Annotated in this window: 14 protein-coding genes; 5 read left to right on the top strand and 9 right to left on the bottom strand. The window is 68.5% G+C overall.

What is annotated here, in order from left to right:
* The 9 genes from PX653_RS05910 to PX653_RS05870 are packed head-to-tail and all read right to left on the bottom strand — an operon-like array spanning position 1 to position 7,150.
* Complete coding sequence (locus PX653_RS05910) at positions 1-300, bottom strand: PAAR domain-containing protein (protein WP_277416986.1); 300 nt, start codon at positions 298-300, stop codon at positions 1-3.
* Positions 301-321: 21 nt separating this feature from the next.
* Positions 322-2,115, bottom strand: coding sequence for a type VI secretion system tip protein VgrG (gene vgrG, locus PX653_RS05905; protein ID WP_277416985.1), 1,794 nt, complete (start codon positions 2,113-2,115; stop codon positions 322-324).
* Positions 2,116-2,127: 12 nt separating this feature from the next.
* Positions 2,128-2,757: a CIS tube protein gene (locus PX653_RS05900; RefSeq protein WP_277416984.1), complete on the bottom strand. Its 630-nt coding sequence runs from the start codon at positions 2,755-2,757 to the stop codon at positions 2,128-2,130.
* A 1-nt stretch (position 2,758) separates the two neighbouring features.
* Complete coding sequence (locus PX653_RS05895; RefSeq protein ID WP_277416983.1) at positions 2,759-2,968, bottom strand: hypothetical protein; 210 nt, start codon at positions 2,966-2,968, stop codon at positions 2,759-2,761.
* 2 nt (positions 2,969-2,970) lie between these two features.
* Positions 2,971-3,651, bottom strand: a complete 681-nt coding sequence (locus PX653_RS05890; protein ID WP_277416982.1) for a phage tail protein — start codon at positions 3,649-3,651, stop codon at positions 2,971-2,973.
* A gap of 5 nt (positions 3,652-3,656) precedes the next feature.
* Positions 3,657-4,115 carry a phage tail protein gene (locus PX653_RS05885; RefSeq protein WP_277416981.1) on the bottom strand — a complete coding sequence of 153 codons (459 nt, stop codon included), beginning with the start codon at positions 4,113-4,115 and terminating at the stop codon, positions 3,657-3,659.
* Positions 4,116-4,153: 38 nt separating this feature from the next.
* Positions 4,154-5,752 carry a phage tail sheath C-terminal domain-containing protein gene (locus PX653_RS05880; RefSeq protein ID WP_277416980.1) on the bottom strand — a complete coding sequence of 533 codons (1,599 nt, stop codon included), beginning with the start codon at positions 5,750-5,752 and terminating at the stop codon, positions 4,154-4,156.
* A gap of 16 nt (positions 5,753-5,768) precedes the next feature.
* The gene (locus PX653_RS05875; protein WP_277416979.1) at positions 5,769-6,578 is read right to left on the bottom strand and encodes a hypothetical protein; all 810 of its coding nucleotides are present in this window, start codon (positions 6,576-6,578) and stop codon (positions 5,769-5,771) included.
* On the bottom strand, positions 6,575-7,150 hold the full coding sequence (locus tag PX653_RS05870; protein WP_277416978.1) for a Pvc16 family protein: 576 nt from the start codon (positions 7,148-7,150) through the stop codon (positions 6,575-6,577). Before PX653_RS05870 ends, PX653_RS05875 begins: the two co-directional genes overlap by 4 nt.
* A gap of 350 nt (positions 7,151-7,500) precedes the next feature.
* Here PX653_RS05870 and PX653_RS05865 point away from each other — a divergent pair, with 350 nt between their 5' ends.
* The 5 genes from PX653_RS05865 (at position 7,501) to PX653_RS05845 (ending at position 13,940) form a co-directional block, all read left to right on the top strand.
* A complete protein-coding gene (locus PX653_RS05865) occupies positions 7,501-8,715 on the top strand; it encodes a YeeE/YedE family protein (protein ID WP_277416977.1) in 1,215 nt (404 codons plus the stop codon).
* Positions 8,716-8,799: 84 nt separating this feature from the next.
* Positions 8,800-10,269, top strand: a complete 1,470-nt coding sequence (locus PX653_RS05860; RefSeq protein WP_277416976.1) for an alkaline phosphatase — start codon at positions 8,800-8,802, stop codon at positions 10,267-10,269.
* A 26-nt stretch (positions 10,270-10,295) separates the two neighbouring features.
* Positions 10,296-11,699, top strand: a complete 1,404-nt coding sequence (locus PX653_RS05855) for an alkaline phosphatase (protein WP_277416975.1) — start codon at positions 10,296-10,298, stop codon at positions 11,697-11,699.
* Between the two features lie 52 nt (positions 11,700-11,751).
* Positions 11,752-12,456, top strand: a complete 705-nt coding sequence (locus tag PX653_RS05850) for a hypothetical protein (protein ID WP_277416974.1) — start codon at positions 11,752-11,754, stop codon at positions 12,454-12,456.
* 269 nt (positions 12,457-12,725) lie between these two features.
* Positions 12,726-13,940 carry a GDSL-type esterase/lipase family protein gene (locus PX653_RS05845; protein WP_277416973.1) on the top strand — a complete coding sequence of 405 codons (1,215 nt, stop codon included), beginning with the start codon at positions 12,726-12,728 and terminating at the stop codon, positions 13,938-13,940.
* Positions 13,941-13,943: the final 3 nt, after the last annotated feature.

The following is a 13,943-nucleotide window of genomic DNA, read 5'->3' as shown; positions in this document are numbered from 1 at the left end:
TCATCCCCCGATCATCACGGTGGGGCAGCCTGCCGGGATCGTGCCGCCATGCGCCGTCAGGTCGCCCACGCGCGCGGCCGGTTTGCCGCCGATCATGACCGTGGCCGACCCCTTCGCGATCGTGTCCGGCGGTCCCACGCACGTGCAGGCGTCGCCCACGACGGCGGCGATCATCTTGCCGACCATGACGGTCGGCACGCCCGGGCCGATCACGGGCCCGCCCACGTGCGGGACAGGCGGCAGGCCGGGCGTCACCATGGGACAGGTGTGCAGGTCGGTCACGCGGGCGGCGGGGGGCATGGCTCGGTCCTCGTTGGCACGTCAGTTGATCATCACCATGGCACCCTTGACGGTCGTCTGGCCGCTGGCCGACAATTCCGCGCTGGAGGCGCCCTTGGCGCTGAAGCCCGCCTTGGCGGTGCTGGCGATGTTCATGGCGCTCTGGGTCAGGTCGGCCGCGCTGGTGATGCCGATCTCGCCCGTCGCGGCCAGCGTGATCTTGCCCTTGGCCGTGATGGCGATGTCTTTCGGGCTGTCCAGCGCGATGCCGTCCGGCGACAAGGTCACCTTGTTGCCCGTCTGGTCCTCCAGCACGATCGACTTGGCGTCGTCGCTCAAGACGACCGACTGCCGGCCCGGGGTGCGGACGGTGATGACCTTCTTCTCTTCGTCGAACTCGATCGTCAGCTTGCTGCGCGTGACGATGGCCTTGGTGTTGTTTTCCGCCGTCAGCGCGTACGGCGGCGCCCGCTTGCTGCTGTACAGGCTGCCCAGGATGACGGGGTGCGACGGGTCGCTGTCGAGAAACCCCAGCAGCACCTCGTCGCCCACCTCGGGGATGAAGAAGCTGCCCACGCCGCTGGAGCCGTAGCCGCTGGCCAGGCGCGCCCATACGCCTGCCGTCTCGGCCTGCGTGACGGGCAGCGCCACCTGCACCTTGTGCTGCTGCGCCGGGTCCTCGTTCAGCTTCAGCACGACGCCGATCTGCAGCCCCGTGACGCCGGCCGTCAGCCCGCCCGCCAGCGGCGCGGCCAGCGACTGGCGCTCGGCCAGCGCCTCGGGCGCCAGGCCGAACTCCGCCTCCGTGCTCCAGTCGCCGTCGGAAATCAGGTGCGTCACGCTGCTCAGCCAGGCTTGCCCGGCAAAGCGCGTGCCGGTACCGGCAACCTCCATCAGGGTGCCCGGCAGCGCCAGCGCGCTGCCCAGGAAGCGCATGCGCCCGCGCACCCGCGCCAGCGCCGCCTTCAGCTGGCGCGCCGCCGTCCAGGCCTTCAACCCGTCGGTATCGAGCGGCAGCGGCGACTGCAGGCGCCAGGCCTTCAGGCCGATGACCTTGGCCAGCGCGGCGGCATCCAGGTTGCCGTGCGCGTTCAGGCTGGGCGGCTCGGCGCGTTGCTCGACGATCTCCTGCGTCGCGGGGTCCCAGCCGACACCGGTCACGGCGGCCAGCTGGTGGCGCGCATCCAGGTCGCCCTCGAACTCGTTCAGGTCCTTGCCGTAGGTGACGCACAGCGCCGGCGCCGTCTTCACGTCCGGTGCCGCGACCGCCAGCTTGCCGCCGCTGGCCAACACGACCAGGCCATTGGCCTCGGCGCGCGCCAGCAGGAAATCCCAGTCGCTGACGTCGTACTGCACCAGCTCCTTGTGCGTGGCCGTGGTATCGGCCACCGTGGCCGCCAGCCCGCCGGCGCTGGCCAGCTTCTTGATGATGTCGCTGTCCTTCAGGTCGACGAAGTTGGCGCATTTGCGCCCGACCGTCAACGCCACCGCCTTGTCGCGGCATTCCACCACCAGCCGGCCTTGGCCGAAGCTGGCGATGCGCATGCCGTGGCGGATCACGATGCCCTCGAACAGCGTGGCGCGCGCGGCACCGTAGCCCGCCTTGATGACGACGCCGGCGCCGGGCGCCAGCGCGGCGCCGTCGCTGACGGCGAAGCGCGGTGCCGCGTCCGTGTCGCTGTCGTCGTGCAGCACGATGCGCGCCAGCGGAATACGGTTGACGGCCGTCGTGATCTCGACCGACAGGACGGTCACCGTATCGGCCAGCTGGACGCCATTGGCGTGGATCTCGACAAACAGGTCGCCCTGCCGGTCGGCGCGGGGGGAAACGGCCATGGTCGGCTCCCGTTACAGGACGAGGCTCTGCCCGGGGGGCAGGTTGCGGATCGACGTCAGGGCGTTGGCCCGCGCCACCGCCTGGTCGCGGCCCGGATCGGCGTACGCGCTGAAGCAGATCTGCGGCAGCGTATCGGCGCTGACCTGCAGCTGCTTGCGCAGTTGCGGCGCCTGCGGGTCGGGCGTGGCGCTGGGACCGAATGCCGGCGGCGTATCCGGGCCGATGAAGCCCAGCTTCACGGTGGCCCGCAGCGGTACGCCGTTCGGTGCGAACAGCGTGTAGGTCACGTCCATCTTCTTGACGCGGCCGCGGAACTGCAGCGTGCCCCAGCTGACGCGCACGATGGGGCGGGTCCGGTAGTCGCTGTCCGCGGAGACGGTGACGACCTTGCGCAGCGCCGCCAGTTGTTCCGGCACCGTGCGTGGCTGGCCGTCGCCGATGGGCACCACGCCGGTGCCATCCAGGATCAGCGCCGGCAGCTCCAGCTTGTCGGGCAGCTCCTGCAGCAGCTTGTTCTCTTCCGTGAAACAAAACTCCGTGGACAGCGAGTACGTGGCCGGGTTGATCGCGGCCTCGAACGTGTCGCCCGGGTTGCCGGCCTTGTCCAGCTGCTCGATCTTCAAGCGCGCCTTCTCGCTCATGTCAGCGCTCCCGGGCCCGTTCGGCCAGTTCGTCGGCCTGGCGGCGCAGATCGGCCAGCCATGCGCCGGCCTGGCTGGTGCGGTTGCGTGCCCCGGGCTTGCCGCAGCACTCGCCTTCGTCCTGGTCCTTCTCCTGGTCCTTCTTCTTGTCCGTATCGTTACCGTTGGCGACACTGGACTTGATGGACAGCTTGCCGATTTCGATGGTCATGATCACAATATCCGGTTGCAAAAGGTGTACACCAGCGAGATGGTCTCGATCGCCACCTCGTTCTTGTTCGCGTCGAACGCGCTGGCCTCCCACTTGGTCGGGTAGGCGTTGGCGAACAGCCACGCCCGCAGCGGCTCCAAGCCGGGATCGAGCAGGTAGACGGTCAGCGGCGCCGTCATCACCTGCAGCCCCAGGCCGCCCTCCAGCGTGGCCCGGCACCAGCGCACCAGGGCCGAATTGCTCGCGCCGACGCCGCGCTTGAGCACCAGGGGCCCGTGCTGCACGCCCTTGGGCAGCTGCAGCACGTAGCGGTTCTCGCCGCCTTCCTGCACCGCCTCCGTCTCCATCGTGGCGCCGATACCCGACACTTCCTGGAACGACGCGTCGTTGGACAGATTCTTCTCGCCGAACACGACCCGGAAGGAGTACGCGCGCGGCATCGCATTGCCCGGGTGGTATTGCTGCAGTCCCTCCTTGCGGGCGCGCAGCTGCTCGGCCGTGATGGCGCCGCCACCACCGGTGGCCCGGCTGGGCACATACGCCTTGCCGCCAGGCGGCCCGCCGGGCGGCGGCGGTGGAATGGCCGGCGCGAGCGGCGGCGCTGCCGGTGCCCCCGCCCCCGCCAGCAGCCCGGCCGCCATCTCCGCGGCCTTCGCTGCCAGGTTGCCGACGTCGTCGCTCATTGCCGTCAGCCGTTGGCGATCGTCAGGCCTTCGTGGGCGATCTCGATGGTCTCGATCGCCACCTCGTTGCCCTCGGCCTTCAGGTCCGTGCTCGTGATCTTGATGGGCCAGGCGTTCTGCAGGGTCCACACCATCGTCGGCGCGCCCGTCTCGTCCAGCAGGCTGATGGTGATGGGCTTGCGCTTGATGGTGTTCATCTTGATCTCGTTGAACCAGACCCAGAACTTGTTGTCGCCCTTGTACACGCCCTTCTTCATCGTCACGTTCCCGACCTTCATCATGCCGGGCATCTTCAGCACGGTGAACGACTTGCTGTCGCCGGCGCGGTACTTCAGTTCCTCCATCTCGATCTGCAGTCCGCTCACTTCCTGGAACGACATCACTTCCGAATCCCATTTGACCTGGAAGTGAAACTTGGGTATCGGCCACAGGCTGGTCGATTGTGCTGATCCGTCATCTGGCATGGTTTCCTCACTCGTTTAAAGGTTGGTGGTGGTTGGGATCAGGACTTCTGCATCTGCTGCTGGAAGGTGATCTCGATGAACTCGGCCGGCCGCGACAGCGCCACCAGGATCGTCATGTTCATGCGCCCTTCCAGGATGTCCTCGGCCGTCATCGTTTCGCCGAGGCCGACGAAGACGGAGAACGCATCCTCCGGCGAGGCGCCGGCCAGGCCGCCGCGCTTCCAGATCCCGGTCAGGAAGTTGGTCGCCATGCCCTTCACGGTGACCCACGTGTTGGCGGTGTTCGGTTCGAACACGTAGGCGGCCATCGCCAGGCGCAGCGACTCCTCCAGCATGATCATCGTGCGGCGCACGTTGATGTAGCGCCAGTCCAGGCTGTTGCCGTCCAGCGTACGGGCGCCCCACACCAGCACGCCCGAGCCGATGAAGGCGCGCACGGCGTTGATCGACTTGCCCGACGTTGTCACGTTCAGGTCTTCCTGCTCCGCGTGGCTGATGCTGACGGTGGGCGCGATGACGGCGTTCAGGCTGACGTTGGCGGGGGCTTTCCACACGCCGCGGCTGTTGTCCACGCTGGTGTAGACGCCCGCCATGGCCGCTGCCGGCGGCAGGCGGTTCAGGCGGCGCGCGATGCCGGTGACGATGGTGGCGTACACGGGACTGAACTTGGCCAGCATCTGGTGCAGGCCCAGCTGGGCACGGGCCACGTCATCGGGGGTCTTCAGGCGTTCGCCGTCCAGCTCCCACGTGCTGTCCAGGCTGTTCACGCCCGCCACCTTCTCGTCGAAGCCCTTGCGCGGGATCGGGTCGGTCGGCGCCTGCGCCGGGTCCAGCTTCAGGTCCGCCGTCAGCAACGTCTTCAGGAGGCCCTTGTCCGTCAGGTTCAGGAAGCTCAGCGCGGTTTCCTGCACGATGCTGGTGTCCAGCCATGGGTAGTACGCCGCGGCGAAATGCAGGTTGTTGACGCCCAGCGCATCGCGGAACCTGGCGATCGGGTCGCCGGCTGGGTCCTTGCGGTCGCGGAAGCCGTCGTGGATGTCGAGGATCGCGAAGCGGTTCTTCATCGTTTCGCCGCAATGCTGCAAGACCGCCTGCTGCACGGCGATGGCGGTAGCCGAGAGGCTTTCCGGCGTCCCCTTCAGCAGCATGGCATCGGGCACGACGACCATGGTCGGCTCCTGCTCCTTGCGCAGGGCGTCCAGCCCGGCCAGCAGCGGGTCGGCTTCGACCGAGTCGCCGTAGCTGCCCACCGAAACGATATAGCACGGTCCGCCGCCATTGGCGAAGAACAGCTGCAGGCTGTAGTACAGCAGGTAGGCGCCGCTGTCCTGCACCAGCCAGTAGGCCTTGCGCTCGTTCGGCGCACCGCCGGGGACGGCAATCAGCAGGTCGGGTTCGACGGCCGCTTCCGGCGCCGCCTCGGCCAGGTTGAAGCGGCTGGCCGGCGGGCCGCCGAAGTAGTCGATGTATTCGCTCATCGACGTGATACGCCAGGGTTTGCCGCCAAGGGCGGTCCCTTTGTTGTCGGCCTTCTCGGTGTAACCGATGAAGGCGGGGACGGCGGTCGCGACTTCGACCACCGAGTTGGGAAAGGCGTCTTTTTCAAGAATATATACGCCGGGGGTCTTGTAGGCCACGTCGCTGCTCCGTTGATCACTGGTTGATAAAAATTTCCGACACCTGCACCACCTGCCCGTCGCGCACCGCCCGCTGTCGCAGCCCGGTGCCCGCCACGGGCATTCTCTTGATCAGGACGCGTTCGCCGAACGGCCCCAGTTCCTTCAATACGAAGCGCTCGCCCGGCCTGGCCCGCAGCGCGATCGGACGGTCGGACACGAACACGCGCGCCCGCCGCGCCGGCGTGAGGTCCGCTTCCTGGTCCGCATGGAAGGCCACGATGCCGTCCAGGTCCGCGATCGCCAGCGGCCGTCCCGCCAGCGCACCGCTGACGTAGTACTTCCAGTAGCTGCTGGCGGCGTCGAAGCGGGCCGTGTAGCGCCGCGCCGGCGCGGCCGCATCCGGTTCGATGCGGACCAGCAGCGCGGGCCGCCGCGGCACCCCGGCTGTCGGCAGGTGCGCCGCCAGCGCGTCGGCACCGTGCAGGTCCCGTTCCGCCAGCGTGGCGCCGGCGTGCAGCACCCCGTCGATACCGGCCTCGCGGCTGTCGGCCAGCAGCAACTGCCCGGGCGGGACGGCGGGCAGGGTGTACGACGCGAACAGCGGGTCCTGCGCATGGACGAGCAGCAGGAACGCGGCCGCACCGTCGTCATCGCCCTGCAGGCAATCCGCCCGGGCGGACGGCAGCAGGAATGCCAGCTCGTCGTCGCAGCGGCGCGTCAGCACGCCAGCCGCGTCCATCAGCGCCCGGGTGGCGCCGTTTGGCTCGACGGCCCAGCCGGGCCAGGCGCCGCCGTGGTAGGCGTGCTCGAGACGCAGCCGGAACAGTTCGCGATACGCGCTCATGGTGCCCGCCGCCGTTCCGTCGCGACCGTCGGATCGATAATGCCGACCTGCCGGCCGATAATATGACCATTATCGATCGCGACCACGCGGACCCGATATAAAACCGATGGCAGATAACGTCCGCCCAATACGCCCCAGATATTACTCATGACTGGCGGCGGGGTATTCTCGATATCCAGTATCAGTTTTTCGATGGACAGATCCATGGCCGGACTTTTATACCGGTCGAATACCGGCCGTTCGTGAAAGAAGCCGATCAGCAGCGATATCAGGCGCAGCGCGTCCTGGTAATTGCGGCCTGTAAAGTTCGCCGCCGCCATCACGTAGATATTCAGGAACAAAGGGCCGCCGCCGACAAACGCGCGGCCTGGCTGCTCGGGTCCGCGCTGGGTCGTCGTGTCGCGCTCGATCGCCGTCAGGAACAGCACGATCTTGTTGGTCACGTCCGGCGCCACGGCGCCATCGGCACCGAGCAGGTTGGACACCACGACCATGTCCTCGGCCGTCTCCAGCGTGCGGCCGAAAAAATCGTTCAGTTCGCCGGCCAGGCAGCGTATTGCCGCGTCGATCATTTGCTCTCCTTCCAGCCCGCTGCCAATAAAAAGGCGCAAGCAGGCCCTCCCGCCAATCGCGGCGGATATTATCGGTGTCGGTCAAAGTGAATATCGCCCGCACCGCGGTAGGTGCGCAATTGCTTGGCGAGGCTTGATGTAAATAATGATGCGACCGGCGCATGAAAAAAACCACCCCTTTTTCGGAGGGGCTGCAAAATACAACAATGAGCAATTGTTCGCAATTGTTACTTACTTGCGCCGTGGCTTTCGTATTAGCCGGGACGCGCCGAGCGCCAGCCGCCGGGTGCAAGCAGGAATCGGCAAACCGCGCGACAATAACGCCCTTCCAGTCTTCCAGGCCTGCCATCATGTCCACTCCCGCCGTCCTCGTTCCCCGCCGCACCGCCATCGATCCCGCGCCACTGGGCATCGCCCTCGTCGCCATCCTGGCGGGGGCCTGGTACCTTGCGCAGCAGGTCGGCCCGCGCCAGGCGGCACTGTGGGTCGTCGGCGCCCTGCTGGGCATATCGCTGTACCACGCCGCGTTCGGCTTTACGTCCGCATGGCGGGTGTTCATTGCGGACGGCCGTGGCGCCGGCCTGCGCGCGCAGATGCTGATGCTGGCCGTCGGGGTCGCCCTGTTCTTCCCTGCGCTGGCGGCGGGCACGCTGTTCGGCAATCCCGTCAAGGGCCTGGTGTCGCCCGCGGGCACCTCGGTGGTCGTCGGCGCCTTCATTTTCGGCATCGGCATGCAGCTGGGCGGCGGCTGCGCTTCCGGCACGCTGTACACGGTGGGCGGCGGCAGCACGCGCATGCTCGTCACCCTGGCCGCGTTCATCGCCGGCTCGCTGGTGGGCACCGCGCATATGCCGTTCTGGACCTCGCTGCCGCAGCTGCAGCCGGTCTCCGTCGTCGCGGCACTGGGCCTGGCGCCGGCGCTCGTGCTGAACTGGCTGCTGTTCGCGCTGATCGCGGCGGTCACGGTCGTCGTCGAGAAGCGTCGCCATGGCCGGCTGGTGGCCGCGCACGTGCAGCCGGCGCGCGGGTCGCGTTGGCTGCACGGACCGTGGCCGCTGATGGCGGGCGCCCTCGCGCTGGTGCTGCTGAACTTCGCCACGCTGGCGCTGGCCGGGCGGCCGTGGGGCGTCACGTCCGCGTTCGCGCTGTGGGGCGCCAAGGTCGCGGCGCTGGCCGGTGTCGACGTGGCGAGCTGGCCGTTCTGGATGACCAAGGCCAACGCCGCCGCGCTGGCCGCACCGGTGTCGCACGACATCACTTCGGTGATGGACATCGCCATCGTGCTGGGGGCCATGCTGGCCGCGGCGCTGGCGGGGCGCTATGCGCCCGTGTGGCGCCTGCCCCTGCGCTCGTTGGTCGCCGCCGTGGTGGGCGGCCTGCTGCTCGGCTACGGCGCCCGGCTGGCCTACGGCTGCAATATCGGTGCCTACTTCAGCGGCATCGTGTCGGGCAGCCTGCATGGCTGGCTGTGGCTCGTCGCGGCCTTTGCGGGCAACGTCGCTGGCACCCGGCTGCGCCCCCTGTTCGGGCTCGAGGTGGAGCGCCTGCGGCCCACTGCCTGCTGAGCCAGCGGGCCGCGCCGGCCCGTCATGAAGCCGTCACAACGCCTTGCTAATCTCGCCATCTTTCCAATCCGCCGGATCGATGACATGAAATACAAGGCACTCCTCCTCGCGACGCTCAGCGCGGCCGTACTGGCCGGCTGCGGCAGCGACAGCGACTCCACCCCGGGTACCGCGCCCGTATCACCGACCAACCCGCCGGTGGCCGCCGCGCCGAAGAACGTCATCTTCTTCCTGGGCGACGGCATGGGCCTGACGACGATGACGGCCGCGCGCATCTACGCCGTCGGCGAGGACGGCGAGCTGACGATGGACACGCTGCCCGAAACGGCCTTCGTCAAGACGTTCTCCAACGACGCGCAAGTCACCGACAGCGCACCGTCGATGGCCGCCTACATGACGGGCGTGAAGATGAACAACGAGGTCCTGTCGATGTCGCAGGAGACCAGGGCCGTCGATCCGGTGGCCGACAGCGCCGGCAACAGGCTGGGCAACGCCTGCGGCAGCGGCAACGGCAAGCCCGCCACCACGCTGCTGGAACTGGCCAAGGCGCAGGGCCTGGCCGCCGGCGTCGTCACGACGGCGCGCGTCACCCACGCCACGCCGGCCGCCACCTACGCGCACATCTGCCACCGCGACCTGGAGAACGACATCGCCGCGGCCCTCGTGCCGGGCGGCGCCGGCTACAACGCGGCACTGGGCAGCACGGGCCTGGACGTGCTGCTGGGTGGCGGCAGCCAGTTCTTCAAGCCCGTCAAGGACGGCGGCAAACGCGCCGACGGCCGCGACCTGGTCGCCGAACTGAAGGCGAAGAGCTACGCCTACGCGGGCAACGCCGGCGAGTTCGCCGCCATCGATGCGGCCAAGACCGACAAGCTGGTGGGCCTCTTCACGTCCAGCCACATGAGCTATGACCTGGACCGCGATCCGGCCAAGGAACCCAGCCTGGCCGACATGACGACCAAGGCGATGGACGTCCTGGCCCGCAACGGCAAGGGCTACTTCCTGATGGTCGAGGGTGGCCGCATCGACCATGCGCTGCACGAAACCACGGCAAAGAAGGCATTGCAGGACACGGTCGCATTCGACAACGCCATCAAGGCCGCCATCGCCAAGGCCAAGCTGACGGATCCGGACCTGAAGAACACGCTGATCGTCGTCACGACCGACCATGACCACACGCTGGTCTTGAATGGCTATGCCAAGCGCACCGGCAAGACCGCTGCCGGCAATGCCGGCGTGCTGGGCGTAGTCAAGAACTACGTGACCGGCGCCACCGACAAGGACCTCGACGGCGCACCGTACTCCATCATCGGCTTCGGCACCGGCGAAAACCGCGTGCAGGCCAGCCGCGCCAGCCAGGCCGCGCTGGACGACAGCGTCACCGGCGCCAACACGTACCACCAGGAAGCGGCGGTGCGCATGGGCGTGGGCGGCGAGACGCATGGCGGCACGGACGTGTTCCTGGGCGCCATCGGCAAAGGCGCCGAGACGTTTACCGGCACGATCGACAACACCCGCGTGTTCGATCTCGTCAAGACCGCGGCCGGCCTGTGAGCCGCCCTCACCACCACGGATATCCTATGAAACGCACCCTGTTAGCCACCGCGCTGGCGCTCTCCTTCTCCGCTGCGCACACCGCCCATGCCGCCGGCGAGGCCAAGAACATCATCTTCTTCCTGGGCGACGGCATGGGCCCGTCCACGGTCACCGCGGCGCGCATTTTCAAGTACGGCGAGGCCGGCAGCCTGACGATGGATACGCTGGGCCGCACCGCCCGCATCAAGACCTACTCGCAGGACGCCCAGACCACCGACAGCGCGCCCTCGATGGCCGCCTACATGACGGGCGTGAAGATGAAGAACGAAGTCATCTCCATGTCGGCCGACACCGTCGCCACCAATCCGGGCAGGGACGCCAACGGCAACCTGACCGTCAACAACTGCGCGGCCAACAACGGCACGGCGGTGCCTACGATTCTGGAACTGGCCAAGGCCAAGGGCAAGGCCGTGGGCGCCATCACGACGACGGAGCTGACCCACGCCACCCCGGCCGCCACCTACGCGCACATCTGCAACCGCAACGCGCAGTATGCGATCGCGGCCCAGCTGGTGCCGGGCGGCGCTGGCTACAACCCCGCGCTGGGCGACGGCGTGGATGTGCTGATGGGCGGCGGGCGCAATCACTTCACGCCTTATGCGGCCGGCACCAATGCGGGCGGCCGCGCCGACGGGCGCAACCTGCTGACGGAACTGGCCGCCAAGGGCTATACGGTCGCCGCCAGCAAGGCGGAGATGAACGCGGCGGCGCCCGGCAAGAAATTCATTGGCCTGTACAGCAGTAAGAGTCACCTGGAGTACGAGCTCGATCGCGCCGCCACGCCGCCGCTGGGCGAAGGCGCCAACCAGCCGAGCCTTGCCGAGATGACCGTCAAGGCGATGGAGCTCCTCGGCCAGAATGCCAACGGCTACTTCCTGATGGTCGAAGGCGGTCGCATCGACCACGCGCTGCACGGCACCAACGCCAAGCGCGCGCTGGTGGACACGATCGCGTTCGACGATGCCGTCAAGGCGGCGCTGGCCAAGGCCAGGCTGACCGACCCGACCTTGGCCAATACGCTGGTCGTCGTCACGGCAGACCATGACCACACGCTGGCGTTCAACGGCTACGGCAAGCGCGGCAACCCGATCCTGGACATCAACCGCAGCTACCGCGACAACAGCCCGAACAAGGATGCGGATGGCAACACGTACACGACGCTGGTGTTCGGCAACGGCCCGAACCGCCCGGCCGTGCGCACCAGTGTCGACAGCACTGCGGCCATGGCCGACAACTACCTGCAGGAGACGGGCGTGCGCCTGTCCAGCGAGACGCACGGCGGCGGCGACGTCCAGCTGTTCGCTACCGGCGCCGGCGCGAAGGGCTTCAAGGGCACGCTGGACAACACCCGTGTGTTCCGCCTGCTGAAGTCCGCGTTCGGTTTCTGATGGTTCAGCCTTTGCGGGCCGGGGCGTCCACTCCGGCCCGCGACCGATTCCCATGACACGCCACTACCTGCCTCTTTCTGTCCTGTGCCTGGCCGGCGCCGCCCACGCGGCACCGGACCTGGACCTGCGCATCGCCTACTCCAGCCGCACCGTGACCGCCGAAGGCGTCACGCGCGAAGCCCGTTTCGAGGAAACCATGCTGCGCCGCGACGGCCACGTGTGGTCCGCGCGGGTGCTGCCGCCCCAGGCCAGCGCCCGGCATGACCACGCCCATGGCAAACCCGGCGCGCGCCATGCCGCCGCGCGCGCCACCTCCGTGCACAAGCACTTCAACCCGGCGCTGCTGCCGCGCCACGTCACGCTGGACGGCGGCAAGGTGCGGCTCGAGTACGTCGATGCCGCCGCGCGCGAAGTGATCGCCGTGCCCCCGGGAGAATTCGACAATGTCGGCTTCGACGGTTCGTGGACACGCGCCTACTACCTGCTCGACCCGCAGCGGCTGCGCGCGCTGCCGCTGGCGGCACGCAAGTCGGACGTGCCGGGCGCTCGCTGGCGCGAACGGCAACGCGACGGCGCCTACGAACGCGTGCTGTGGGACGAGCGCCGCGAGATCCCGCTGGTGATCGAAAGCGGCGACGTGGCCGGCACGTCCACCCACCGCATGGTGCTGACGGTGCAGCCGGGCGTGACGCACGAACTGCCGTGGCGCGGGCTGGCAGGCTATGCCCGGCGCGAGTATGCCGACTTCCTGGACTGACGGCGCGATGGCTCCCGGCGTGGAGATGCCAGAAAATTAAAGTTTTTGGCTTTACAGTAAGATGTCGGTTCGCTATCATCCTGCTCGGAAAATCGGACCGACCGTGACGATGGCGTGAGTGCGCCGGGCGGCGGGCCGGGTTTTTCTTACCAGGACCCTACTCGCACACCACCATCCATGGGCGCCCGCCGTTCCCGCATCCGCCGTCCAGCCGGCGCGCCACCGCTTTATCCCTCTGTCCGTCCGTCCTTGCCTGCCGGGGCTTCCCGGTGAGCGCCGGCATTCATCTGCCCCCCCTGCTGGCCGCGCTGCTGGCAGCGGCGTCGCTGCGCGTCGCCCATGCCGCCCCGGACTGCCCCGTCCCGCTGCCCACCGAAGCCGCGGCTGGCGCAGGCTTCGCATGGCAGGCGCTGCCCGCCACCGCCGCGGTACCGGCAGCGGCACCCTACCGCATCGGCGTGTGGGGCGACAGCCTGACGTCGGCCCGCAACTTCGTCGACGCGGCATTGCAGGGCTCCGGCATCGAGCGGACCGCCGTGCTGCCGTCGTTCATCCAGGCTGGCCTGCGCGTGCCTGGCCTGGCCCTGCCGCTCAAGGCGGCCTGCGCCAGCGTGGGCTGGCATACCGCGTATGCCTACCGGGCCAAGGGCGATACCCCCGCCTTCTCGCCAGGGCTGCTCAGCATGGAGTCGTCCAGCCCCGGCCAGACGCTGGCACTGGACTTCCGCTTCCCGCGGCCGGACACGCGCGTGCGCCAGCTCGACATCCTGTACGACAAGGGTGCGCCGGACGACTCGCTGCTGCTGGCCGTGGCCGTCGACGGCCAGGAGGAGCAGTTGATTCCCCTCAGCCGCACGGCGACCGGCGTGCTGCGTATCGCGCCGCGCGTGCCGATGGCGCAGCTGCGCCTGCGCCTCGTGTCCGGGCACGTGCGCCTGCACGGCTTCCTGCCGCACTACGAGGGCGCGCCGCGCGCCGTTCTGGATATCCTGAGCGTGCCGGGTGCCCAAGTGCGCGGCTGGCAGCACATCGACGCGCGGCTGCTGCCCGGCGCGCCTGCATACGACGTGCTCATCCTGCAGTACGGCACCAACGAAGGCGCCAGCCCGGCCTTCGATCCGGTCGCTTATGCCGGCAGCCTGCGCGCCAGCCTGGCGCGGATGCGCCAGCTGCAGCCGCATGCCCGTTGCATCCTGGTCGGCCCGCCCGACCGCGGCGTGACGGGCGCACGACCGGCCGACCCGATGAAGTACTCGGCCATCCACCGCCGCATCGCCAGCACGCAGAAACAGGTGGGCGCGCAGTTCGGCTGCGCCTTCTGGGACTGGCAGGGCGCAACGGGCGGCGCCGGCACGGCGCTGCGCTGGGCCCGCGCCAATCCACCGCTGATGCAGCCGGACCTGACGCACCTGACGGCGCAAGGCTATGAGGTCAGCGGGCGCCTGTTCGCCCGTTCCCATCGATTCAACCTCCCGCAGCACTAACCG

The sequence above is a fragment of the Pseudoduganella chitinolytica genome (genome assembly GCF_029028125.1).
Taxonomy (GTDB): domain Bacteria; phylum Pseudomonadota; class Gammaproteobacteria; order Burkholderiales; family Burkholderiaceae_D; genus Rugamonas; species Rugamonas chitinolytica.
Note: the sequence above shows the minus strand (reverse complement) of the source record. Positions and strands in the feature narration are given on the sequence as shown.

Excerpts from the sequence above, each read along its gene's own strand:
- vgrG (WP_277416985.1), bottom strand. The coding sequence starts at position 2,115 with ATGGCCGTTTCCCCCCGCGCCGACCGGCAGGGCGACCTGTTTGTCGAG.
- PX653_RS05850 (WP_277416974.1), top strand. The coding sequence starts at position 11,752 with ATGACACGCCACTACCTGCCTCTTTCTGTCCTGTGCCTGGCCGGCGCC.
- PX653_RS05865 (WP_277416977.1), top strand. The coding sequence starts at position 7,501 with ATGTCCACTCCCGCCGTCCTCGTTCCCCGCCGCACCGCCATCGATCCC.
- PX653_RS05875 (WP_277416979.1), bottom strand. The coding sequence starts at position 6,578 with ATGAGCGCGTATCGCGAACTGTTCCGGCTGCGTCTCGAGCACGCCTAC.
- PX653_RS05895 (WP_277416983.1), bottom strand. The coding sequence starts at position 2,968 with ATGACCATCGAAATCGGCAAGCTGTCCATCAAGTCCAGTGTCGCCAAC.
- PX653_RS05910 (WP_277416986.1), bottom strand. The coding sequence starts at position 300 with ATGCCCCCCGCCGCCCGCGTGACCGACCTGCACACCTGTCCCATGGTG.
- PX653_RS05890 (WP_277416982.1), bottom strand. The coding sequence starts at position 3,651 with ATGAGCGACGACGTCGGCAACCTGGCAGCGAAGGCCGCGGAGATGGCG.
- PX653_RS05870 (WP_277416978.1), bottom strand. The coding sequence starts at position 7,150 with ATGATCGACGCGGCAATACGCTGCCTGGCCGGCGAACTGAACGATTTT.
- PX653_RS05855 (WP_277416975.1), top strand. The coding sequence starts at position 10,296 with ATGAAACGCACCCTGTTAGCCACCGCGCTGGCGCTCTCCTTCTCCGCT.
- PX653_RS05860 (WP_277416976.1), top strand. The coding sequence starts at position 8,800 with ATGAAATACAAGGCACTCCTCCTCGCGACGCTCAGCGCGGCCGTACTG.
- PX653_RS05900 (WP_277416984.1), bottom strand. The coding sequence starts at position 2,757 with ATGAGCGAGAAGGCGCGCTTGAAGATCGAGCAGCTGGACAAGGCCGGC.
- PX653_RS05885 (WP_277416981.1), bottom strand. The coding sequence starts at position 4,115 with ATGCCAGATGACGGATCAGCACAATCGACCAGCCTGTGGCCGATACCC.